The 24,977-nt window shown below is 46.4% G+C and carries 10 protein-coding genes and 1 pseudogene; 9 read left to right on the top strand and 2 right to left on the bottom strand.

What is annotated here, in order from left to right; all coding sequences use genetic code 11:
- The first annotated feature begins 30 nt into the window (after positions 1 to 30).
- From AC0LWT_RS13795 to AC0LWT_RS13780, 4 genes and pseudogenes are all read left to right on the top strand, one after another.
- Entirely contained in the window at positions 31 to 9,855 is a 9,825-nt protein-coding gene (locus AC0LWT_RS13795) for an amino acid adenylation domain-containing protein (RefSeq protein WP_474681834.1), read from the top strand.
- 105 nt (positions 9,856 to 9,960) lie between these two features.
- Positions 9,961 to 10,506 carry an ABC transporter ATP-binding protein gene (locus AC0LWT_RS13790; protein WP_474681833.1) on the top strand — a complete coding sequence of 182 codons (546 nt, stop codon included), beginning with the start codon at positions 9,961 to 9,963 and terminating at the stop codon, positions 10,504 to 10,506.
- On the top strand, positions 10,458 to 11,369 hold the full coding sequence (locus AC0LWT_RS13785; protein ID WP_474681832.1) for an ABC transporter ATP-binding protein: 912 nt from the start codon (positions 10,458 to 10,460) through the stop codon (positions 11,367 to 11,369). Before AC0LWT_RS13790 ends, AC0LWT_RS13785 begins: the two co-directional genes overlap by 49 nt.
- Positions 11,350 to 13,089 (top strand): annotated as a pseudogene (locus AC0LWT_RS13780) (ABC transporter ATP-binding protein). The gene AC0LWT_RS13785 and the pseudogene AC0LWT_RS13780 overlap by 20 nt, the downstream one beginning before the upstream one ends.
- A 210-nt stretch (positions 13,090 to 13,299) precedes the next feature.
- On the opposite strand, the gene AC0LWT_RS13775 reads toward AC0LWT_RS13780, so the two are convergent.
- The gene (locus tag AC0LWT_RS13775) at positions 13,300 to 13,758 is read right to left on the bottom strand and encodes a nucleoside deaminase (protein WP_474681831.1); all 459 of its coding nucleotides are present in this window, start codon (positions 13,756 to 13,758) and stop codon (positions 13,300 to 13,302) included.
- A 370-nt stretch (positions 13,759 to 14,128) separates the two neighbouring features.
- Positions 14,129 to 15,409: a glycoside hydrolase family 125 protein gene (locus tag AC0LWT_RS13770; RefSeq protein ID WP_474681830.1), complete on the bottom strand. Its 1,281-nt coding sequence runs from the start codon at positions 15,407 to 15,409 to the stop codon at positions 14,129 to 14,131.
- 308 nt (positions 15,410 to 15,717) lie between these two features.
- Between AC0LWT_RS13770 and AC0LWT_RS13765 the strand changes: the two genes are divergently transcribed.
- From AC0LWT_RS13765 to AC0LWT_RS13745, 5 genes are all read left to right on the top strand, one after another.
- The gene (locus AC0LWT_RS13765; protein WP_474681829.1) at positions 15,718 to 16,671 is read left to right on the top strand and encodes an ABC transporter permease; all 954 of its coding nucleotides are present in this window, start codon (positions 15,718 to 15,720) and stop codon (positions 16,669 to 16,671) included.
- Positions 16,672 to 16,690: 19 nt separating this feature from the next.
- Entirely contained in the window at positions 16,691 to 17,602 is a 912-nt protein-coding gene (locus tag AC0LWT_RS13760) for a carbohydrate ABC transporter permease (protein WP_474681828.1), read from the top strand.
- Between the two features lie 121 nt (positions 17,603 to 17,723).
- Entirely contained in the window at positions 17,724 to 19,313 is a 1,590-nt protein-coding gene (locus AC0LWT_RS13755) for a type 2 periplasmic-binding domain-containing protein (protein ID WP_474681827.1), read from the top strand.
- Between the two features lie 205 nt (positions 19,314 to 19,518).
- Entirely contained in the window at positions 19,519 to 21,771 is a 2,253-nt protein-coding gene (locus AC0LWT_RS13750) for a glycoside hydrolase family 3 N-terminal domain-containing protein (RefSeq protein ID WP_474681993.1), read from the top strand.
- Positions 21,768 to 24,950 carry an alpha-mannosidase gene (locus AC0LWT_RS13745; RefSeq protein ID WP_474681826.1) on the top strand — a complete coding sequence of 1,061 codons (3,183 nt, stop codon included), beginning with the start codon at positions 21,768 to 21,770 and terminating at the stop codon, positions 24,948 to 24,950. Before AC0LWT_RS13750 ends, AC0LWT_RS13745 begins: the two co-directional genes overlap by 4 nt.
- Positions 24,951 to 24,977 lie beyond the last annotated feature (27 nt).

Below are 24,977 nucleotides of genomic sequence, written 5' to 3'. Positions count from 1 at the left end.
ATAACATACAAATGTGGATCGGGGTGACGTATGTCAATTTTTAAAAAACAAGAATCTTTTTGGGCAAGTCGGTTTGAAGATGGTGATTATCTTATTCATTTGCCCTATTGTAAAACAACTTCAAAGCATTCAGGCGATACGGATAATCACAATTATATATATAAACCTTTGTCATACGACGTTTCACATAAAATCAAGTCCATCTCGAAAAACGCTCATATGGCGATTTATACGATATTATTAACCGGAGTTAATTGCCTGCTTTATAAATATACGAGTGAAACAAAGATGATTATTGGCATGCCGACGATTGATGAAAAGAACAATGACCTTTCGCTTTCGAATAAGTTCTTAATTTTAAAAAATCATATAAATAGTACGATGTCATTTAAATCCTTATTTAATCAAGTGAAATTAGGTTTAAGCGAAGCCATCCAGCATCAAAGAGTACCTTTCAGAAAAATGGTCGAACATTTAAATATACAATATGATTCGAACCACTTACCTATGATCCATACCATTGTTTCTTTAAATGAAATTCATTCATCCCTTGATGAAAACAACGTAAAAGCAGCAGCTACTATTTTCCATTTTGATCTGGAGAATGAGTTCATTCATCTGAAATTATTTTATGATAAGGATCGCTATGATCAAGATTTTATGGTTCAAGTTATAGAACATTTAGACCGATTGTTTTCCGTTGTTTTAAACCAACCTGACCTGGAGCTAAGTAAAGTAGAAATGCATTCAGAGCTTCATAGAAACAAGCTTTTATTTGATTTTAACGATACAGCGGCGGAGTATCCAAAGAACAAGACGATGCATCAATTATTTGAAGAACAGGTGGAACGAACACCGGATCATGCAGCTGTGGTATTTGAGAATAAACAACTAACGTACAGAGAATTAAATCAACAATCGAATCGATTGGCCCGGACGCTTCAATCTAATGGTGTGCAAGCGGGGCAGTTAGTTGGGATTATGGCGGAACGCTCGCTCGAGATGATCGTAGGCTTATTCGGTATTTTAAAAGCTGGGGGAGCTTATGTTCCAATCGATCCGGAATATCCGGAAGAACGTATTCATTTTGTATTAGAGGATTCAAAAGTGAAATGGTTGCTGCTGCAAAGTCATTTACAGAAACCGGAAAATTTTGAAGGGACATGCATCGTCCTTGATGATGAAGAGAGTTACAATACCAATCATTTGAACTTGGAGCAATCAGCGAGTCCGCGTGACTTGGCATATGTGATCTATACGTCAGGAACAACAGGGAATCCTAAAGGAGTTATGATCGAACACAGCAGCATTGCGAATTCCATTCAGTGGAAATCGGAATTTTATAAATTTACTGGAGAAGATCGGGTATTGATGCTGAATCCATTCGTTTTTGATTCGTTTATTACCCATTTTTTTGGTCCGGTTATATCTGGATCGACGGTATATGTGTTAAACCAACAACAATGTAAAGATGCTGCAGCAATCAATACCATGATAAAAAAGCAGGGAATCACGCACATCCAAAGTCCGCCTGGTTTTTTGATGACCCTATTGGAAAATGTGAACGCAGAAGATTGGATTTCAATGAAAAATGTCGTCGCTGCGGGTGAGAAGATTATACCTGCCTTAATGCACAAATTGCAGCACATCAATGCGCACATCGAAGTTTGCAATGAATATGGTCCAACCGAAAATAGTGTCGTATCCACGGTTCTTTCTATCAATTGCGCGGATCAAGACATCTCAATCGGGAAGCCTATTGCGAATAATAAAGTCTATATATTAGGGGAACAGAATGGATTACAGCCTATTGGGGTACAGGGAGAATTATGTGTAGCAGGAGCAGGGCTCTCTAGAGGTTACTTAAACCGTCCAGACCTGACGGCGGAGAAATTCGTAGATGATCCGTTTGTTTTGGGAGCAAAAATGTACAAGACGGGTGACCTCGCAAGATGGTTGCCGGATGGAAACATTGAATATATAGGAAGGATGGACCATCAAGAGAAAATTCGCGGATACCGGATCGAACTTGGCGAAGTGGAAACGGCACTTTTAAACATAAGCATGATCCAAGAGGCAATCGTCATGGCCAGAGAAGATGAAGCGGGAACAAAGCAATTATGTGCATACCTGGTAGGTAAGGAAGCAATAACGATAGGAAAACTGCGGGAAGAGCTGTCCCGGCAGCTGCCAAACTACATGATTCCGTCCTATTTTGTACAACTGGACCAGATGCCGCTTACGTCTAATGGAAAAATTAACCGCAAAGCACTGCCTGCTCCAAAAGAAAATATGTTGAAGGGAATGGAGTACGAAGCACCGCGAACTATGGTGGAACAACAACTCGCATCCATCTGGGAAACGGTACTAGGCGTTGAGAAAATTGGGGTTTTGGATAATTTCTTTGAGCTTGGAGGGGATTCGATTAAATCGATTCAAGTTTCTTCGAGATTATATCAAGCGGGCTATCAGGTACAGATGGATCATTTGTTTAAATATCCAACCATAGCAAGCTTAATTCCATATGTTCAACCGATTAGCGCGATGTCAGAACAGGGGATCATAACTGGAAACGTGATGCTGACTCCAATTCAGCATTGGTTTTTTGAGCAATATAAGGTGGATGCCCATCACTATAATCAATCTGTTATGTTATATCGGAAGGAAGGTTTTCACGAAGCCACCCTTCGCCGCGTATTAAGTAAAATTTGCGAGCATCATGATGCGCTTCGTATCGTATACCGTCCAACGGAACATGGTTATGAAGCATGGAATGAAGGGGTGGAAAAACAACCGTTACATACGTTTGAAGTGATGGATTTCACCCCATTAACTGATCCTTCTCAACAGATAGAGAATAAAGCAAATGAAATTCAAAGTAGTATCAACTTGGGTAAGGGACCCTTGGTGAAGGTAGGCTTGTTTCAATGTGCAGATGGAGATCATCTGTTGATTGTTATTCATCATTTGGTCATCGACGGGGTTTCATGGCGAATTTTGATAGAAGACATCTCGAGGGGATATGAACAATTATGCAATGAAGAACCGATTCAACTACCTCAAAAAACAGATTCATTCCTATTATGGGCAGAACAACTGAAATTGTATGCGGACAGTGATGCCATAAAACAAGAGCTTGAATATTGGGATGAAATCGAACAAACAGCATATAAGCCGTTGCCTAAAGATGATAGACAGGATTATGCGCTGGAAAAAGACAGTGAAGAAATAACTTTGGAATGGACAGCAGCAGAAACGGAGCAGTTATTAAAACAAGCGAATCGTGCCTATAAAACGGAGATTAACGATTTGCTGTTAAGCGCATTAGGCATGTCTATTCATCATTGGACTGGCATGGATAAAGTTCCGGTCAATCTGGAAGGACATGGAAGAGAACAAATTATACCGGATCTCGATATTACGCGTACGATCGGTTGGTTTACTAGCCAGTATCCTGTTGTACTGAATATGGAAGCAAGCTCAAATTTGTCCCGCCTCATCAAGACAAACAAAGATAATCTTCGCAAAATTCCCCAAAAAGGCATTGGTTATAGTATTTCAAGGTATTTAACGGGGAATCGGAAAGAGGTTCCATTTACATTGAATCCTGAAATTAGTTTCAACTATTTGGGACAATTCGATCAGGATATTCAAAACAGTGCGATGCAGATATCCCCATACTCGGGCGGTGCAACAGCAAGCGAAAACCACACAAGAAATCATCTTATTGACATAAACGCCTTAATTGTAGAAGGCAAATTGTCGCTTTCACTTCGGTATAGCCGCACGCAATATCGAAAGGAAACGATGGAGTCATTGACAAAATTATTTAGAGATTGTCTCCAAGAAATTATCATGCACTGCGTGACGAAAGAGAAACCGGAATTAACACCAAGTGATGTTTCGTTAAAAGAAATCACCATTGAAGAATTAGAAGGATTTGTACAGCAATCCGCACACATTGGTGAAATAGAAGATATATATGCGTTATCGCCTATGCAAAACGGAATGTTTTTCCATAATCTGCTTCATTCAAGTTCTGAAGCTTATTTTATTCAAACGACGCTTGATCTTCATGGGTCTTTGGATGTGGAAGCTTTCACGAAGAGTTTGGATCATATGATGCAACGAAATACCATATTAAGAACTAATTTTCACAGCAAATGGAAGAATAAACCATTGCAAGTCGTATATCGACATAAACAGAATGGACTTATATATGAAGATTTGCGTGAAATGAACGAAGAAGAACGTGAAGCGTATGTGGCGTCCTATACGAGAGAAGATAAAATCAAAGGTTTCGACTTGTCTCAAGATGTGTTAATGCGTATCTCGATCTTGCATACCCATGATAAAACATATCGTTTTATTTGGAATTATCATCATATTTTGATGGATGGATGGTGTCTATCTCTTGTTATAAAGGAGTTATTCGAAGGATACTTCGCTATTCAAGAACAAAGAAAACCTGAGGAAAAGGGAGCGATCCTATACAAACAATATATCGAATGGCTGGAAAAGCAAGATCATGAACAATCTTTGAAATACTGGAGTGACTACTTAAAAGGTTATGACGAGCAAACGACTCTGCCGAAAGAAAATACAATAACGAAGAGTGACGAGTATCGTTCAGAGAATATGATTTTTACACTAAGTAAAGAGTTGACTAGGCAAATGTCACAAGCAGCCAGTCAGAATCAGGTTACGCTGAATACGTTCATGCAGACAGCATGGGGAATGATGCTGCAGCAGTATAATGGCAGTGAAGATGTTGTATTCGGGAGTGTGGTATCGGGCAGACCGGCGGCGATCGTCGGCGTTGAAAGCATCATTGGCTTATTCATCAATACAATCCCCGTACGTATTCAGGCCCAAGGAAATGAGACATTTATAGAGCTCTTGAAGCGGAATCAGGAACAAGCTGTCGCTTCGCATCATTACGATACGTATCCATTATATGAGATTCAAGCTGTAACACAGCAAAAACAAAATTTGATCGATCATATTCTGGTATTCGAAAATTATCCCGTACAAGGCATTATGGAACAGTTTGGAGATCAAGAGAAGACAGCTCTTCAGATTACAAATGTAGAAGCGGATGAACAAACGAATTATAATTTTAACCTGATTATCAAACCAGGTGAAGAAATGAAATGGATGTTCTATTACAATGCAAACGTCTATGATCGGGCAAGCGTTGAACGCATTCGCGATCATTTGATTCAAATGTTGGAGCAAGTGATCAACGATCCACATATCCGTATAAATGAAATGGAATGGACAACAACACAGGAGAAAACGCAAATTTTAGAAGTATTTAATGATTCCATGGCTGAATATCCATTGGACAAGACGATTCACGGGCTGTTTGAAGAGCAAGCTGTGCGAACTCCTGAACAAGTGACGGTTGTATTTGAGGATCAACACTTGACCTATAAAGATCTGAACGAGAAAGCCAACCAATTGGCAAGAACGCTCAAAGTCAAAGGGATTGAGGCGGATCAGTTAATTGGGATCATAGCTGAGCGATCGTTAGATATGATCATTGGCATCCTCGCGATTTTGAAAGCTGGCGGAGCATATGTGCCAATTGACCCCGAATATCCGGAGGATCGTATTCGTTATATGCTTGAGGATTCGGGAGTACATGTATTATTGCTGCAAAGTCATTTGCAGGAACGCATATCTTTTGCAGGAAAGGTTGCCTACCTGGATCATCCCGAGTTTTATCATGAAGACAATACAAACTTGGGAATCACCGCTGCACCAACGGGATTGGCATACGTCATTTATACTTCAGGAACGACAGGTAAACCAAAAGGTACGTGTATTGAACATAAAAATGTCGTTCGTTTATTGTTTAATAGTAAAAATTTGTTTGACTTTGATGCCTCAGACACATGGACGTTGTTTCATTCCTTTTGTTTTGATTTTTCCGTGTGGGAAATGTATGGGGCATTGCTCTATGGCGGAAAATTAGTCATCGTGCCGCAAATGACGGCAAAAAGTCCGGAACAATTTTTACAATTGTTAAAAGATGAGCGAGTGACGATATTGAATCAAACGCCAACGTACTTCTATCATCTTCTTCAAGAAGAGCTGAAAGATCATGGAGGAGAGTTGAAATTAAGAAAAGTGATTTTTGGAGGAGAGGCCCTCAATCCAGCGGTATTAAAGGATTGGAGGGTAAAATATCCATTCATACAGTTGATTAATATGTATGGAATCACCGAAACAACGGTTCATGTAACATATAAAGAAATAACCGGGATCGAAATACATGCAGGAAAAAGCAATATTGGAAAACCGATCCCTACTTTGCAAACGTATATTTTGGATAAACAACTACGAATTCAACCGATCGGCGTGCAGGGAGAGTTGTATGTAGCAGGTGAGGGGCTTGCCAGAGGTTATCTGAACCGACCTGATTTAACAGCAGAGAAATTCGTTGATAATCCATTTGTTACAGAAGGGAAAATGTACAGAACGGGAGATGCCGCGAGATGGCTGCCGGATGGAAATATTGAATATCTGGGACGGATTGATCATCAAGTGAAAATTCGCGGTTACAGAATTGAGCTTGGCGAAGTGGAAACAGCACTCTTGAAAATAGACTCCATTCAAGAAGCGGTCGTTATTGCCCGGGAACATGACGATGGAACGAAGCAATTATGTGCGTATTGGAAAGGCAACAGCCCACTAACAGCAAAGGAAATTAGAATGGCATTATCTCAAGAAATCCCGGATTATATGATCCCGTCTTATTTTGTTCGATTAGAGCAAATACCGTTAACGTCAAATGGAAAAATTGACCGAAAAGCATTGCCTTCTCCAGAAGAAAGCATGCAAAAGGGAACAGAATATATGGCGCCACAAACCCATATAGAACAAACGATAACATCTGCTTGGGAAGCCGTGCTCGGCGTTCAAAAGATTAGCATCCTGGATAATTTCTTTGAACTTGGGGGCGATTCGATTAAATGCATTCAAGTTTCCTCACGCTTGTTCCAAGCTGGATATAAAGTGGAAATGAAGCATTTTTTCACATATCCGACAGTAGCGGAGTTAAGTTTACACGTTAAATCAGCGAGCACCATTTCTGAGCAAGGGGAAGTTACCGGACAGGTGATGCTGACACCGATTCAACGCTGGTTCTTTGATCAAAATATGGCGGACGCACATCACTACAATCAGGAAATGATGTTCTATCGAGAACAAGGTTTTGAAGTCAGTTTCATTCACAACGTGATGAATAAGATTGTTAAGCATCATGATGCTCTTCGTATCGTTTACCGTCAAGCGGCTGAAGGCGGATATGAAGCGTGGAGTCGGGGGATAGAGGAAGAACAATTATTCAGTCTTGAAATCGTTGACCTTAAAAAAGAAGTAAACCCTGCACCTATCATTGAAAATAAAGCGAAAGAAATTCAGTGCAGTATAGATCTGTATCACGGGCCTCTCATAAAACTAGGCTTGTTCCAATGTGCCGAAGGAGATCATTTACTTATTGCCATTCATCATTTGGTGGTGGACGGGGTTTCATGGCGTATTTTATATGAAGATATTCAAGCAGGACATGATCAGTTCTTAAGAGGTCAAGAAATTCGGTTTCCACAGAAAACGGCTTCGTTTAAACAATGGGCAGAACAAATGTCTATTTTTGCAGATAGCGCTGCGATGGAGCAAGAAGATAAATATTGGCGTCGTATGGAGCAGGTTGAAATAAACCCGCTGCCTAAAGATGTTGATTGTGATGAGACTATCGGGAAAGATAGTGAAACGATAACCATTCAGTGGACAGCAGCGGAAACCGAGCAATTGTTAAAGCAGACACATCATACGTATAATACGGAAATTAATGATATATTGCTGACGGCACTGGGAATGGCCATTCATGAATGGACAGGCATGGAAGAAATCGTTGTGAATATGGAAGGGCACGGGAGAGAACAAATCATTCCGGATGTGGATATCACGCGTACAGTGGGATGGTTTACGAGTATGTACCCAGTGATCCTAACGATGAAAGCCGGGATCGATGTATCGAGAAGAATTAAGACGGTTAAGGAAGAACTGCGCCGGATACCGAACAAGGGTATTGGCTACGGGATTTTAAGGTATTTGTCACATGTGCGTGAAGGATTCACTTTTGAGAAAAATCCCGAAATTAGTTTCAACTATATGGGCCAGGTGAATCAAGGTTCAGACAATGGTGGAATTAAATTTTCAACTTATTCCAGCGGACCATCCGTAAGTGAAAACAACAAGAGACCGTTTGTACTTAATATCAATGGGATCGTTATAGAGGGAAGGCTGTCGCTCACCATTAACTATAGTCGAAGACAATATCAACGGGAAACGATGGAGCAGTTGGCTTGTTTCTATAAGGAAAGTCTTAAAGAAGTCATTGAACATTGTGTTACGAAAGAACGAACCGAACTTACACCAAGTGATATTTCATGCAAGTCATTAACCATTGATCAACTGGATCAATTAGTGGAACAAACTCAGCACATCGGTCATATCGAAAATGTGTATCCACTAACACCGTTGCAGAAGGAAATGCTGTACGAAAGTGTACGAAATCCAATTTCGGGAGCTTATTTTGTGCAAATCATGTTTGACATGCGTGGAGATTTCGATGCTGCCTCTTTTGCACAGAGCTTGGATCATTTGATGCAAAGACATGCGATATTAAGAACTAATTTTTATCGTGATTTCGTGGACATCCCGTTGCAAATCGTTTATCAAGAGAAAAAAATTGAATTTAATGTTGAAGATTTAATGGATATGAATGAGTTGCAACGAAAGGCGTATGCTGACGATTATATCCAACTGGACAAGGAAAGAGGATTTGATTTACAACAAGATTCTTTAATACGCATGTCTGTCTTACGAACAAAGAATGAAGAATACCGCGTCATATGGAGTTTTCACCATATTTTAATGGACGGCTGGTGTATGTCTCTTGTAAGCAAAGAAATTTTTGAAAATTACTTTGCGATTCGGGAGAACAGAAAACCCGAAATGACTTTATTAACACCGTATAGTCAATTCATTGAGTGGTTGGAACAGCAAGACAATGAAGGAGCCATAACGTATTGGAGTCATTACTTGGAAGGCTATGAAGGGCAAACGAAATTACCCGGAGAAAAAATCAAACTGAAGCATGAAAGACAAGATTCCAGAACGCTAAGCTGTTATTTGGAAGATGCACTGATCCAGCAAATGAAACAGGCAGCGGAGCAGCATCAGGTTACGATTCATACGTTCGTGCAGACGGCTTGGGGTGTTTTGCTGCAGCAATATAATGAAAGCAACGATGTTGTATTCGGAAGTGTTGTATCGGGCAGACCGCCTGTCATTCCTGGTATCGAAAGTATGATTGGATTATTTATCAATGCAATCCCTGTTCGTATCCACTCTAAGGGAGAGGATTCTTTTATATCAATCATGAAAAGGAATCAGGCACAAGCCGTTGAGTCACATGCATACGATACGTATTCCTTGTATGATATTCAAAATCTAACCAAGCAAAAACAATCTTTGATCAACCATGTTGTTGTATATCAGAATTTTCCTGTAGAAGAGCAAATGGAGAATTTGGGCAAAAAAGGGGAAAGATCGCTTGAAATTATGAATGTTGAGGGTACAGAACACAATAGCTTTGATTTTACTTTGATCGTAAAGCCCCATGAGAAGATGAAGATCATATTGATGTACAATGCAAATGTTTATGACTTATCCACCGTAGAACAGATTCAAAAACATTTTGTTTCCATGATTAAACAGGTGGTAACGAACCCGGAAGTTCAAATAAACGAACTTGGATTGATTACGTCGAGTAGTTTTTAGCGCCGCTCATTCTTCACCCGTCGGGTGCGAGCGGCGAAGCAATGCGCCGGCTTATCCCGTTGGCCTCTGACAAGCTGGCGCTTGGCGGGCAGGCGACAGCTTACGTTGATCCCGATTCTATTGATCGGTTATTTATTTTGGCTGGATTGGCGCCTGGCAGCGGTGCTGATTATTCCGATCGTCGTCGGCTTGTGGCTGCAGGCTCGTATGTTCAGCAGTGAAAGCGGACAACAAGCCTATCGGGAATTTCAGTACGCGGTGGAAGAAATGAATGCAACCGGCGTGGAGTATATCCGGGGAATGCCCGCAGTAAAAATATTTGGCATTAGGGCGGATTCCTTTTTAACGTTCAAGCAAGCCGTTGTCAAATATCGCGATATTACCCTCCGCATTACGGATTTGAGCAAGACGCCGTATAGTCTCTTTTTTATTCTAGTGAGCTCTTTGTTTACTTTTGTTGTGCCCATCGGTATCTTGCTGGCAAGCGGTCATTCCGGAAGTCAATCCTTTGCCGTTACGCTTATTTTGTTTCTGATCATTACACCAAGCTTATCGGTGTCGTTAATGAAACTTATGTACATAGGGAGCGGAATGAGAAAAATGTGGAAGGCAACAAGCGGATTGAAGCTGTTTTTGCCGAACCGATTGTGACGGAACCTGCTTTTCCCCGAGTTCCTGTTATGTACGATATCGCCTTTCATCATGTTTGCTTCGCCTATGAAAAGAAAGAGAGCAAGAATTTTAAGCCGGTGCTTACAGATATCCATTTTGTCGCAAAAGCGGGTGGAATGACCGCTTTGGTCGGTCCTTCGGGCGGCGGGAAATCGACGATTGCCAATTTGCTGCTGCGTTTCTGGGATGCTCAGGATGGAATGATCGCAATCGGCGGCGTTCCGATTCGCGAAATCGGTACGGAAATGTTGATGGATATGGTCTCCTTCGTGTTTCAGGATGTGCATCTTTTCTACGATACGATTGAAGCGAATATTCGGATGGGGAATACGGCAGCTTCCAAAGAAGCGGTCATTGCGGCCGCGAAGACGGCCTGCTGCCATGAATTCATCGAGAAGCTCGCGGACGGATATGACACTAAAATCGGCGAGGGAGGGACTTATTTATCCGGCGGAGAAGCGCAGCGGATTGCCATTGCCCGGGCGCTCTTGAAAAATGCGCCCATTCTGGTGCTCGACGAAGCGACCGCATATGCGGATGCGGAGAACGAAAAGAACATTCAGCAGGGCCTGGCCGAATTAGTGAAGGGGAAAACCGTCCTCATGATCGCTCACCGCCTGTCTACTATACGCGCGGCGGAGCAAATTCTGGTCGTGAGACAAGGCGAAATTGCAGAGAGGGGAACACATGACGAGCTGCGGGCATTAAACGGGTTGTATGAACAGATGTGGCAAGCTCATATCAGTGCGGCTTTCTGGAAACTGGGAGCAAAAGGCAACGCGTCCGCCGCCGCTGCCGCCGCCGCGAAGGAGGGCTCGGGAAATGAATCATTACTTTACTAATATTTCGGGAGGAAATGTCAGAAGCTTATGGCCTTCCGCTTTTGCGGTTTTGCTGGACGGAATCGCCAAGGTAATTCCCGCAGCGCTCCTGGTCGACGTTTTCAATACGATTTATCATTCCTTCGCTGAACCGGAAGCGGGCTTGAATACCGGACGGTTGTGGGCGGTGTACGCGATTTTGTTCGCCTGGCTGATCGTTTCGTATACGACCTATGCCTTGCTCTACAACAAATCATTTAAAACGGCATATCGTCTGGCGGCGTCCGGGCGGTTGAAACTGGCCGAGCATTTGCGCCATCTTTCGTTAGGTTATTTCGGCAAACGCGATCCGGGGGATATGACCAACTTGCTGCTCGGCGACTACGGGCAAGTCGAACATACGATTTCGCACAATGTGCCTCAGCTCGTTAGCGCGATTGTGCTGCCCGTTCTTGCATTGGCAGGACTCGTCTTTTTGGATTGGAAAATGGCATTGGCTATGTTCGTCGCGGTTCCGTTCGGCGTACTGCTGCTTTGGCTGACGGATGCGCTCCAAGCGCGTTTAAGCGAGAGCCATGTCAAAGCCAAGAATGAAGCTGCCAGCCGGCTTCAGGAATATTTGGCCGGAATACGGGAGATCAAAGCCCATAATATGGGAGGCAAACGGTTTGAGCGATTGCGTCTTTCCTTTGACCGGTTGATGCGTGCGTCCATCCGCTTGGAAGGCGTCATAGGTCCTTTAATTATGGGGGCGATGCTGCTGACCCGTTCCGGGATGACGATCATGATTTACGTCGGCAGCTAACTGCTCGTTGGCGGAACGCTCTCGCTTCCCGTCTTTCTCCTGTTCCTGCTGGTGGGGACGCGAGTATTCGAACCTTTGATGGTGGTGTTGATGAATTATGGCGAAATGCGGTATTCCGCTTATAGCGCGCAGCGCATCATGGACGTGCAGCAGGAGCAGCCGATGCAGGGGACTGCAAGCATCGAACCTCATGGGACGATTGTTTTTGACCGGGTCACATTTGGTTATGACGCCAACGCGCCTGTCCTGAGGGATCTGTCTTTTACGATTGAACCGAATACGACTACGGCTTTGGTCGGACCGTCAGGCAGCGGGAAGAGCACGATAACACGATTGATTGCGCGATTTTGGGATGTTCAGCAAGGTTCGATCAAGATTGGCGGCCAATCCATTCAACATGCCGATCCGGAGCGCCTTTTAAAGCATATTTCCGTGGTGTTTCAAGATGTTTACTTATTTCAGGACACTATCGGCAACAACATTCGAATCGGAAAGATGGACGCTGCGCCACAAGAAATTGAAGAAGCGGCCAAGCGCGCTTGCTGCCATGAGTTCATCTCCCGATTGCCGCAAGGCTATGATACGCCGGTAGGAGAGGGCGGTTCGACATTGTCCGGCGGAGAGAAGCAGCGGATTTCCATAGCCCGCGCATTGTTGAAAGATGCGTCGATTGTGCTGCTCGACGAAGCGACCGCCTCGCTCGATCCGGAAAATGAGACCGCAGTGCAGCGGGCCATCAACGAGCTGGTGGCCAATAAAACGGTCATCATCATTGCGCATCGCCTGAAGACGATCCAACATGCGGACAAAATCCTTGTGCTTGACCAGGGCCAACTCGCTGAAGCAGGCACTCACCGCGAATTATGTGCAAAAGAGGGACTCTATGCAAATTTATGGCGTTTGCAGCAAGATTCCTACGGATTGCAGGTCAAATAAAGGAAGAGGATGGATTAGCCAAGGAAAAGTCACCGTACTTGTTGCAACACGTGTACAATTTGCAGATCAAGTACTAAATAAAGATTTGTATAAGAAAATGAACGTAAATGAATTGTTTGTTTTGGCGTGTGCACTTTACGGGCATTGTAGAATGCTACTCATCGAAAAAGGACCACTAGAGGTTTGGATAAGAGATTATTCTTAGAAGAGTTATTTAAACTGGTAACCTTCAAAGACTTGTAATCCCTCTTTATTTAAAACATTTTCTATGACTAATGGTTTGTTAGGGCTCTTTTGAAAAACCTCTTTACAAGATATCATAATATTGCTGCCAGCAATTTCGGCTAACTGATCATGCGATACACTATAAACAATTTTTCCTAAATTAGACCATACCATTGCTCCTGAACACATCACACATGGTTCGCAACTGGTGTATAAAGTGTAGGATTTAAGATCGGAAATATTCTGTTCAATACAGAACTTTCTGATAAGTCCTAGTTCTGCATGATGTGTTGGGTCACAGTGACTATTGATTTGGTTTTCGCCAACCATAACAATTTCGTTGTCTTTTACAAGTAATGCTCCAAATGGTTCATTTCCATTATCTCTAGCTTGCTCTGCAAGTTTGATTGCTTCTGCCATAAAGTGTTCATCAGTTTTTATCATGTATTACTCTCCTTTATTTCAGAAAATTAACTTTCGGGTTGAAATGGAAAAGGTCGAATTTATGGACAGGTCTACCTCTCCATTCCATTGTAAAGGATTTTTTTTACGTGCAAAACCAAACTAAACAGAATCTTGTGAAGATTTCGAGAATATTAATGCAGCGCTAGTGAGAAAAAATAATGATTGAGGGATACTTCACACCAAAAAATTTAGAGATCTATAATCGATCTTTATTAAGAAGCTCCGAGGCGAGTTCGATGCATGAATAGGCTGTGATTTTGGGGTCTGCTGCACGTTATAAGAAGATATAGGGTCTTCATAAATATGCAGCAGGCGGTCTACACCAAGAGGCTGCGCTCGTCTTTAAAGTTTAAATGAAATTTTTGTCCATCGCCTTGACAATCAAGGTCGCAAACAAGCTGTTGGACCAGGCAAACCAGTCACGGGAGAAATCTGCCGGATTATCCGGGTGGAAGCCCTCGTGCATAAAGCCGGTATCTGCGTCCGTATCGATTAACACTTGAATCAACTCTTTGATCTCCTCTTCATTATCAGAGGTCAGTGCCTGCATGGAGAGTGCCATATGCCATACATAGCCGCCAGGGGTATGGGGACTGCCTATGCCTTTGGCGTGCTTGCCCTCAAAGTAGAACGGATTATCGAAGCTTAGGGCGAAGCGGCGCGTATTCTGATAAATCGGATCGTCCGTGCCTACATAACCGATATAAGGGATGGAGATAAGCCCAGGTGTCCCCGCATCATCCATCAGGCAATAATTGCCGAAGCCATCCGTTTCATAAGCGTAGATTTGACCATGAGTCGGGTGATTCACGATACCGTAATGGCGGATGCCAAAATCGATCTCTCTACGCAGCTTGTCTGCCCGCTCTGCAAGACGCTCATCCTTATAAATCTCGGTGGCAATTTCGATAATATGGCCCAGCACAACGACAGCGAACATATTCGAAGGGATGTTATAGCCAAACACATTGGCATCATCACTAGGGCGAAAGCCCGACCATGTCATCCCCGTGTAGTTAGCAGGCATGCCGTGTCCATCGTTCGGCAGAGTTTCTGTTTCTTGTTTGGTCTGCCTGATGAAATGATAGTTGGAACGCTCTTGATGACGCTGCTCAGTGATCATGACTTCGACGATGGAGGTGAGGGCTTGATAACATTCATGGGTGAATATATCGCTTTGTCCCGCTTCCTTCCAATAGGAGTATATAAGCTGAACGGGAAAACAAAGCGAGTCCAGCTCGTATTTGCGCTCCCACATCCATGGATTCAAATTGCAATCGTCGGTGTCGCGATAGTGGCGATCGTTGGCCGTTTCATTAAAAGCATTGGTGTACGGATCCATATTAATATAGAAGATTTGTCTGGCAATCAGACCGCCGATGATGCGCTGCAGCTGCTCGTCGTTTTTGGCAAACGGAATGTAATGGCGAACCTGCTCAGTTGAATCACGCAGCCACATGGCTGGTATGTCTCCAGTGAATACAAACGTCGTACCGTCATCCAATAATTTGGTTGTTGTTTCTAGTGTGTTAGGGAACGTATTTCGAAATAATTGCTGCAGCTTGGGACGATGGGCCAGACGCTTGTCGGCTTCCTCCAGAAAAGTTGTAATCGATTTTGGCAATGTCATTTTATTAGCCTCCTGAAAGTTGGTCATGTCCTAACTTGACTTACCCAACAGGATGGCACAAGGTCATCAGAACGGCAATATGTATAATTTGCAGGCCAGGAAATGGGTTCAAAAACAACACAAAAGCGCTTACAGCGCTTTGCTGTAAGCGTGTTAAATTTGCTATGGTACAGCGGTCAAACCCAGTAACATAAAGGGTTTGGCCTTTTTTTGCCGTTTGCTGCAAATACCACATATTTTATCCTGCTCAGGTACCTGCCTATAATGTGTAGCAGAGTGGTACAGGAACAGGAAAGGGGCATCAGAAAATGAACGGTAGAGGACAGCAGGCTTTACGGACGCCTCCGCTGCGAGCATCAGGCGGGATCGCCAAGCGAATGAAGCAAAACTGGGAATTGTACTTATTTATGCTTCCCGCGTTTGTATATTTTGCGGTATTTCACTATGGACCGATGTACGGAATTCAAATTGCATTCAAAAATTTCGTTCCATCCAAAGGTATTTTTGGCAGTGAGTGGGTCGGCTTTCAGCACTTTGAACGGTTTTTTAATTCGCATTATTTTTGGGATTTGCTCTGGAATACGCTGAGTATCAGTTTCTATGAGCTGGCCCTAGGCTTTCCGCTGCCAATCATTCTGGCATTGGCATTTAATGAAATCCGCAACGGTTATTTCAAGAAAAGCGTGCAAACGATTACTTATGCACCGCATTTCATTTCTATCGTGGTCATGACCGGGATGATTATTTCATTCCTTTCTCCGTCGAGCGGGATGCTTATTCGCGGGCTTGAGGCACTTGGCATCGATGCACCGCAGTTTCTTAATGATCCTGCTTGGTTTAAGACGGTCTATGTTATTTCTGGCGTATGGCAGAATACAGGCTGGGGAACGATCATTTATTTGGCTGCGCTATCAGCGGTTGATCCGCAGTTGCACGAGGCGGCCATTGTAGATGGAGCAAGCAGATTCAAACGGCTGCTTCATATTAACCTGCCAACCATTATACCGACCATTACAATCCTGCTGATTTTGAACACAGGCAATATCTTGGGTGTTGGCTACGAGAAAATTTTACTGCTGCAAAACTCGTTGAATCTGGAAAGCTCAGATGTCATTTCGACCTTCGTCTACCGATCAGGTCTCGTAAGCGCACAATACAGCTTCTCAACTGCCGTAGGGTTGTTCAATTCGATTGTTAATGCTCTCATGTTGATTACGGTGAACCAAATTGCCAAACGTACAAGTGCAACAAGCTTATGGTAAAGGAAAGGAGAGGTTTAAAATGGTGAAGTCGATGAGGAAATCCACCTCGGACAAGCTGTTTCTGGCAGCAAACTATGTTTATTTGGCCCTTGCGCTCATTGTTGTGCTATATCCGCTTATCTATATCGTCAGCGCTTCGATCAGTACGCCGAAGTTCGTCAATTCGGGGGAAATGTGGCTGCTGCCCAAAGGTCTGACGCTGGATGGCTATAAGCTTGTTTTTTCGAATCCTAAAATATGGAACGGCTATGGCAACACAATCCTCTACACCGTAGTTGGGACATTGCTGAACCTGGCCATCACTTTGCCGGCAGCCTATGCCCTCAGTCGCTCCGATTTTGTGGGACGCAACTTTTTTATGGCGATGTTTCTCATCACGATGTTTTTTAATGGCGGCTTGATCCCCCTCTATCTGACAGTCAAAAATCTGGGGCTGATCAATTCGATGGGAGCGTTGATTCTCCCTGTTGCGGCATCCGTATGGAATATTATTGTGGCCAGAACCTTCTTCCACTCCACGATTCCGAAGGAGCTGCAGGAGGCTGCGCATATGGATGGCTGTACGAATCTGCGGTTGTTCTTCCAAATCGTGCTGCCGTTGTCCGGTCCGATTATTGCCGTTATGGCCTTGTTCTATGGCGTCAGCCACTGGAACAGCTATTTTCCGGCTCTTATATACCTGAATGATGAAATGAAATATCCTCTGCAAATGGTGCTGCGCCAAATATTGGTGCTGCAGGAGATGTCGGCGGAAACGACGGGGGCGGCCATCAGTGGCGACATTGCTCAGGCTATGAACAACAAGGCTGAAATTGCGTCATTGGTCAAATATGCCGTTATTATCGTATCGATCCTGCCGGTTGTCGTTTTGTACCCGTTTTTGCAGCGATATTTTGTTCAAGGGGTCATGATCGGTTCTGTCAAAGGCTAGAATCACCGTCACAAGATGGTAATAGATGCATACGGGTACGGCTTTGCCTTGCTTGGTGAGGCCAGTTATTTCGCAATCATTTGTTATAGCGTTATGATTATATGAAAAGGGAGGATTTACGATGCAGAACAAGAAAAAAGGCGCGGCAGCGCTGTTGTCTGCTGCTCTAGCGGCAGGCTTGCTGGCGGGCTGCGAAACGTCGAATGACAAACAAAAGGCAGAGGTTGAGGTAGAGGTAGCGAAGGAAGGCTTTCCGATTGTAAACGAGCAGATTTCGTTAACGCTGACAGCGCCTGATGTCGGCATTCAGAATTGGAAGGATATGAAAGTCCTGCAGGAGATGGAGAAGCTAACGAACATCAAGATGGTATTTAACAATGCACCGAAGGAAAGCTTTAATACGAGGAAAAACCTTATTTTCTCCAGCGGTGAATATCCGGATGTATTCTACGCAGCGGGGCTTACTCCTGCTGAGCAAATGAATTACGGCAAGCAGGGAATTCTGATTCCGCTTGAGGATCTGATTGAAAACTACGCTCCAAACGTCAAAAAGGTATTGAAGGATTATCCAGAGGTGCGCAAGTCCATTACGGCTCCGGACGGTCATATTTACTCCTTGCCGGTTATCGAGTTCAATCAGCCATGGTACCGCAATCCGATGTGGTACAACGGCGATTTTCTGAAGGCGCTTGGCTATGACAAGCTGCCGGAGACAACGGAGGAGCTGTACACGTTCCTCAAGCGTGTAAAGGAAGAAGACCCGAACAAAAACGGGGCTGCCGACGAGGTGCCGCTGACATCCGTCAATCTGCGTGATATTCGCACTTGGCTGCTTGGAGCCTACGGTATTTACGAGGAAGAAATCTATGTCGACGATAGCGGCGTCGTTCATTACACGCCAATTGAGGATGGCTATAAGGAGTATTTGATCTTCCTGAACCGTCTGTGGACGGAGGATCTGCTGGATCACGAGACGTTCTCGCAGACTGCAGAGCAGAAAAAAGCCAAGGCCCAAAACAATCGGGTCGCGCTGTTCTCCGATTGGAATGCCTACATGACCTTGGGCGGCGAGCCGAGCACAGATGATCCAATGTTCCTGCCGGTCAAGAGTAAGATGGTGGACAAGGCTGTCATCGCAAAGAGCAAAGGCGTAACGACTGGAGCTTTTGCCATCTCCAAAACCAACGCTTATCCGGAAGCTTCGATGCGTTGGGTGGACTACATTTATGGATATGAGGGCGCAATGCTATTCAACAAAGGGCCTGAGGGCGTTCTGTGGGAGTACACGGATCGCGACAGCTTGACCAAGAAATATTTGCCGGTTCCTGGCGGCGGAGACCGTGAAGATTATCGTGCAACGCTAACGCCGAACTACGGTATTCCAGCACCGACGATTTCGATTCCTGAAATTCAACGGGGACTGACCACCAAATTTGATGAGTGGGTTGCGAATGAATCCAAGACCAAGCTATTGGATAATGGCTCACGGATTCCATACCCTACTTTGTTCCTCACTGCAGAGGAGCAAGCGGAGGTAACAACGCTGACCTCGGATCTGACTACGTATGTACGTCAAATGGAAGCCAAATTCATTACGGGCGCTGATACGTTTGACAAATGGGATAAATATATTGCGACTGTAACCAAAATGGGCGGCAATCGCATGAGCCAAATCTATCAAGCCGCTTATGACAGATGGAAGCAAAGCTAACGATTAGAGCTTAAACAGCTATTCCAAGCGAACCAAGGCTATCAGATAAAAAGACAATCAAGATGGATTGCATTCGCCGGCTGCGGCTTCATCCGCAAACGGCATATGGCATGAAATCCGATGGTTAGGAGAGGTGTGCTTCCAGGTGGACAAAGACAACAGGCAGGCTGAAGCGGGGAGGAAGGCGCAGGAGCTGCTCGCTCGCATGACGATCCCCGAAAAAATCGGACAATTGATACAGCCCTTTGGCTGGAAATGCTATGAGAAGCAGGAGGATGGAAGCATCCGCCTGACAGACGAGTTCAAGGAGCAGCTGCGGCAAGGAGCGGTTGGTTCGCTGTACGGCGTGCTGCGGGCAGATCCCTGGACAGAAGTTACGCTTGCAACAGGACTGTCTCCCGAGCAGGGGGCCAAGGCTATCAATGACATTCAGGAATATGCGATGCAGCATTCCCGCCTCGGGATTCCCGTGCTGTTCGGCGAGGAATGCTCACATGGACATATGGCGATCGGAGCGACGGTATTCCCTGTACCGATTCTGCTGGGCAGCTCCTGGAATGTAGAGCTGTACAAAGAGATGTGCCGTGCGGTTGCTCTGGAAACTCGCAGTCAGGGAGGCGCCGTGACTTACTCGCCGGTGCTTGATGTTGTCCGCGATCCACGGTGGGGCCGAACAGAGGAGTGCTTTGGCGAGGACCCTTATCTCATCTCCGAGTTTGCAGTTGCGGCAGTTGAAGGTCTGCAAGGCGAGGATCTTGCTGACGAGAACAGTCTGCTTGCAACGCTCAAGCATTTTGCAGGTTATGGCAGCACAGAAGGCGGACGCAACGCACAGCCCGCGCATATGGGGCTGCGCGAGCTATGTGAGGTCGATTTGCTGCCTTTCCGCAAGGCGGTTGAGGCCGGAGCACGCTCCATTATGACGGCTTACAATGAAATTGACGGCATTCCATGCACGAGCAGTCCTTATCTGCTTAACGAGGTACTGCGGCAGGAGTGGGGATTTGACGGTTTTGTCATTACGGATTGCGGTGCGCTGGGGATGCTTGTGAACGGGCATAATGTCGCAGCCAGCGGCGAGGAAGCGGTCAAGCTGGCGCTGGAGTCCGGAACGGATATGGAGATGTCCGGAGAGATGTTCAGCAATCATCTGCTGGCCGCGATTGAACAGGGGCTGCTCAGCGAGGAGACGCTGAATAAAGCGGTTCTGAGAGTGCTGCGCTTGAAGTTTGAGCTGGGATTGTTTGACCGTCCTACGGTCGATCCCGCGAAGGCAGCGCAGGTCATCGGCAGTTTGGAGCACAAGCAGCTGGCTCGCAAAATGGCGGTTGAAGGTATTGTACTGTTGAAGAATGAGCGTCAAACCTTGCCGCTGAACAAGAATATAGGCAAGGTTGCTGTAATTGGTCCCAACGCCAATGCTCCATATAATCAATTGGGAGACTATACTTCGCCTCAGGAGGAAGGCCAAATCTCCACCCTTCTGGACGGTGTGCGAGCTGCGCTCGGCGGGGAACGGGAACGTGTTCTGTATGCTCCCGGCTGCCGCATTAAGGAAGAGGCACGGGAAGGTTTCGCAATTGCGAGCGACTGTGCACAGCAGGCTGATGCCATTATTGTGGCAATCGGAGGCTCAAGCGCCCGGGACTTTGGCGAGGGAACCATCGATTTGGGGACGGGCGCGTCTGTAGTGACCGACAACGCTCAGAGCGAAATGGAGTGCGGAGAAGGCATTGACAGAATGACGTTAAACTTGCTCGGCTCACAGCTGGAGCTGGTGAAGGAATTACGCAAGCTGGACAAGCCGCTTATCGTTGTTTATATAAACGGCCGTCCGATTGTCGAGCCGTGGATCGTGGAACAGGCCGATGCGATTGTTGAGGCCTGGTACCCGGGACAAGAGGGCGGGCATGCTCTCGCCGATATTCTGTTCGGTGACGTTAATCCATCCGGCAAACTGACAGTGAGCATTCCTAGACATGTTGGACAATTGCCAGTCTACTATTACAAGCGCCGTACACGGGGTAAACGTTATCTGGAAATGGACTTCGAAGCGCAATATCCGTTTGGCTACGGGCTTAGCTATACAAGCTTTGAATATGCAGAGCTGCGAATCGAGGATGCTGCAGCAGACGAAGACGGTTATGCGGCGGCGGTTGTAAACGTGCGAAATAGCGGCCAAATGGCGGGGCAAGAAGTTGTGCAGCTGTATGTTACAGATCATGCAGCCACGGTTACGCGCCCGCAAAAAATGCTCAAGGGCTTCCGAAAAATTTGGCTGGAGCCGGGAGAGAGCAAGCAGGTGCGCTTCGTCATTGGAAGGGAACAGCTGGAGTTTGTCGGCCAGCAGCTGCATCGAGTAGTCGAGGACGGCGATTTCACGATTATGATCGGGTCAAGCAGCTTACATTATCTGGAGGCGCCGCTGAGCGTCAGTTCGGAGGGGAGATTATCTTGAAATCCATTCATCGTTTTGTCCGCTGGCTGGAGCAGCGGCAATGGCTGGAGCACATACAGCTAACCCATTGGCAATTAAATAAGCTGCGTTATATCGAGCCTGGAGTCTATGAGCCTATCTCGGAAGGCTGGGCTTTGACCGAGCTTGCCCAGCTTAATGACGGGCATGGCACAACCTATATGCTGCGTCATCAGGCTGCATTGCCTGAAGGCTGGCAGGCAGGAGAGGCCGCCCTTCTGTATTATGGCGGCGGCGAAGGCCTGCTGCGACTGGGCGGAGCGCCCTATCACGGTCTGGATAACAATCATTGGTTTGTGCCGCTACCGAAATCTTGTCAAGCCGGCGACGAGCTTGATCTGGAGATCGAGCTGTATGATCCAATCCCTGAGCCGGTAGACCCGCTTAACCGGCAATCCAAACAAAAGCCGCCGATCAACGGCGTTTCGGTCTCGCTGGTACAGGTCAATTGGCCAGTCTACCAGCTGCTTCATACCGTACGCGCGGTGCAGGAATCGGCAGCATTGCTGCCAGAAGGAAACTTGCAGCGTACCCAGCTATTCTTGGCGTTGGAGGAAGCTATCGCCAGTCTGTATGAGCCGGGCGGAGATAGTTCCATTGATCTGTCCGCTTGCCAGCAGGCGGACGCTGAGCTGAGAAAGGCAGCGGAGGCAGCGCGGCAAGCATGCGGCAATAACGGACTGATGCATATGGTTGGCCAATCGCATATCGATATTGCCTGGCTATGGCCGATAAAGGAAACCGTCCGTAAGGCAAGCCGCACCTTCTCCACCGTCTGCGCGCTGATGGATCGTTATCCGGATTTTTATTATTCGCAAAGCCAGCCCATTCTGTATGCGTTCGTTAAGCAAAACTACCCGGAGCTGTATGAAAACATCAAGCGACGGATTGCCGAAGGACGTTGGGAGCTCGTAGGCGGCATGTGGGTTGAGCCGGATTTGAATATACCAAGCGGAGAGTCGCTTGTTCGTCAAATCCTGATCGGCCAAAGATTCTATGAGGAAGAGTTCGGTCGGCGCTCCACTATTGAGTGGCTTCCCGATACCTTCGGTTACTGCGCGTCGCTGCCGCAGCTGCTTAAGCAGGCCGGGATCGATTATTTCATGACGACCAAGCTTGGCTGGAATGATACGAATGAGTTCCCGCATACGCTGTTCAACTGGGTTGGCATTGACGGCACCGGCATTGTGGCTTATCAGAATCACGGCTTGAACGAGCATACTCGTCCGCAGGATGTGCAAGAGCATTGGCAGGCCTATAAAGAGAGGGATCGGCACGACGAGCTGATGCTGCTGTATGGCCATGGTGACGGGGGCGGTGGAGTCACGCATGAAATGCTGGAGTACATCGAGCGCTCCGCCTGTATCCCTGGCCAGCCACAGGCCATGTATTCGACTGCGCGCGAGTTTTTTGACGGTATAAGCAGCAGGGGGGTCAAGCTGCCGGATTGGCATGGCGACTTGTATTTGGAGCTGCATCGTGGCACCTATACGACACATGCCAAGAACAAGCGAAGCAACCGTCAGGCCGAGCAGCTGTATCGCGCTGCCGAAGTGTGGCTAAGCCTCTCCGGCCTGCTTGACCCGCAGCGCCAAAGTCAAGCCGGGAAGCGGCTGGAAGAAGGCTGGAAGCTGCTGCTGCTCAATCAGTTTCATGATATTATTCCAGGCACCTCCATTCCGGAAGTGTACGAAACCTCATCCAAGCAGTATGAGGAGATTATGAGACTGGGCAATGCTGCTCTGGAGGAAGCAATGGGGATGCTGGCCGGCCGTATGCAAACGGAGAACGAGGGAGTTGCCTACGTTGCTTTTAATAGCCTTGGCTGGGCAAGGGATGGAATGGTGTACATTCCGCTTCAGTCAGTAATGGAACAGCTGGCGGCTTATGATGCGGATGGCGAGCTGTTGTGTCGTATAGAAGCCCCATTGCAGCCGGGAGAAGCTGCACAGCTAGCTGTGCGGACGGGAACGATTCCTGCATTCGGCTGCAAAACGTTCTGGCTGCGCCCGGTGAATAGCGATCCTCAGGATATGCGCTCTGATGCGGAACAGCAACAGGCTGCGGAAGCTGATAAATCTATTGGCATCGGCGTATTTGAAACCGATTATTTTACGATTGAACTGGATGAGCAAGGGCTTATCAGTCGTTTGTACGACAAGTCTTGCGATCGCGAGCTGCTGCAGGCAGGGCGGCGCGGCAACGAATTGCAGCTTTTCCATGATACGCCGCTGCTGTGGGATGCATGGGACATTGCACATGATTACGAGAGCAAGCGCGCAGACGCGCAACAGCTGACGGGCTGGCGGATACTGGAGCATAACACGGACCGTATCGTAATCGAGCTGAATTGGCAGCTGAGCCAGTCGTGGATCAGACAGAAGATGATCATCCCGATTCATGATCGCTGCATCGAATTCCGTACTTACGTCGATTGGCGGGAGAATCATAAGCTGCTTAAGGCTGCCTTCCCGCTTGGGCTGGTAAGCGGCAAAGCGACCTATGAAATTCCGTTTGGCGCATTGGAGCGCACGACCCATCGCAACACAAGCTGGGAGCAGGCGCAATATGAGGTATGCGGCCACCGCTGGGCGGATTTGTCCGAGCATGGATATGGCGTAAGCCTGCTGAATGACTGCAAGTACGGCTATGACGTTAAGGACGCCGTCCTGCGGCTGTCGCTGCTCCGCGCACCGGGCTGGCCGGATGCGGGAGCCGATCGGGGCGAGCATGTGTTCACTTATGCGCTATATCCGCATGAAGGCAGCTGGCAGCAGGCCCAGACAGTTCGTGTCGCAGCCGGGCTCAATGAGCCATTGCGGGCGATTAAGGCTGATTCTACTTCCGCTACCGTCAAGGAAAGCCTAGGCTTCGAGCATTCCTGGATTGATCTTGCAAGCGATCAGGTCATTCTGGATACGGTGAAGCCGGCGGAGGACGGCACAGGAATCGTATTGCGGCTGTATGAAGCAGCTGGCGGCCGTTCGGAAGCTATTATCGGCTTAAGCGGAAAACTGCTTGCCGCCGGTGAGCGGTTTGCTGTCACGGAAATCAATATACTGGAGGATCGACTCGCGGACTTGACGATGAGCGGCGACGGACTCCGGCTAAGCTTCAAGCCCTTTGAGATCAAAACGATTAAAATAACGACATCATTATAACTCGGCGTCCTCTCGGAAAACAGTGGT

It is taken from the genome of Paenibacillus sp. sgz302164 (assembly GCF_056120505.1).
The sequence above is the reverse complement of the archived record's forward strand: the minus strand, read 5'-3'. Positions and strand labels throughout refer to the sequence as shown.

What these genes read in the sequence shown, in the direction of transcription:
- AC0LWT_RS13795 (WP_474681834.1), top strand. Translation starts at nt 31, where the DNA reads ATGTCAATTTTTAAAAAACAAGAATCTTTTTGGGCAAGTCGGTTTGAA.
- AC0LWT_RS13775 (WP_474681831.1), bottom strand. Translation starts at nt 13,758, where the DNA reads ATGATAAAAACTGATGAACACTTTATGGCAGAAGCAATCAAACTTGCA.
- AC0LWT_RS13770 (WP_474681830.1), bottom strand. Translation starts at nt 15,409, where the DNA reads ATGACATTGCCAAAATCGATTACAACTTTTCTGGAGGAAGCCGACAAG.
- AC0LWT_RS13765 (WP_474681829.1), top strand. Translation starts at nt 15,718, where the DNA reads ATGAACGGTAGAGGACAGCAGGCTTTACGGACGCCTCCGCTGCGAGCA.
- AC0LWT_RS13760 (WP_474681828.1), top strand. Translation starts at nt 16,691, where the DNA reads ATGGTGAAGTCGATGAGGAAATCCACCTCGGACAAGCTGTTTCTGGCA.
- AC0LWT_RS13755 (WP_474681827.1), top strand. Translation starts at nt 17,724, where the DNA reads ATGCAGAACAAGAAAAAAGGCGCGGCAGCGCTGTTGTCTGCTGCTCTA.
- AC0LWT_RS13750 (WP_474681993.1), top strand. Translation starts at nt 19,519, where the DNA reads ATGACGATCCCCGAAAAAATCGGACAATTGATACAGCCCTTTGGCTGG.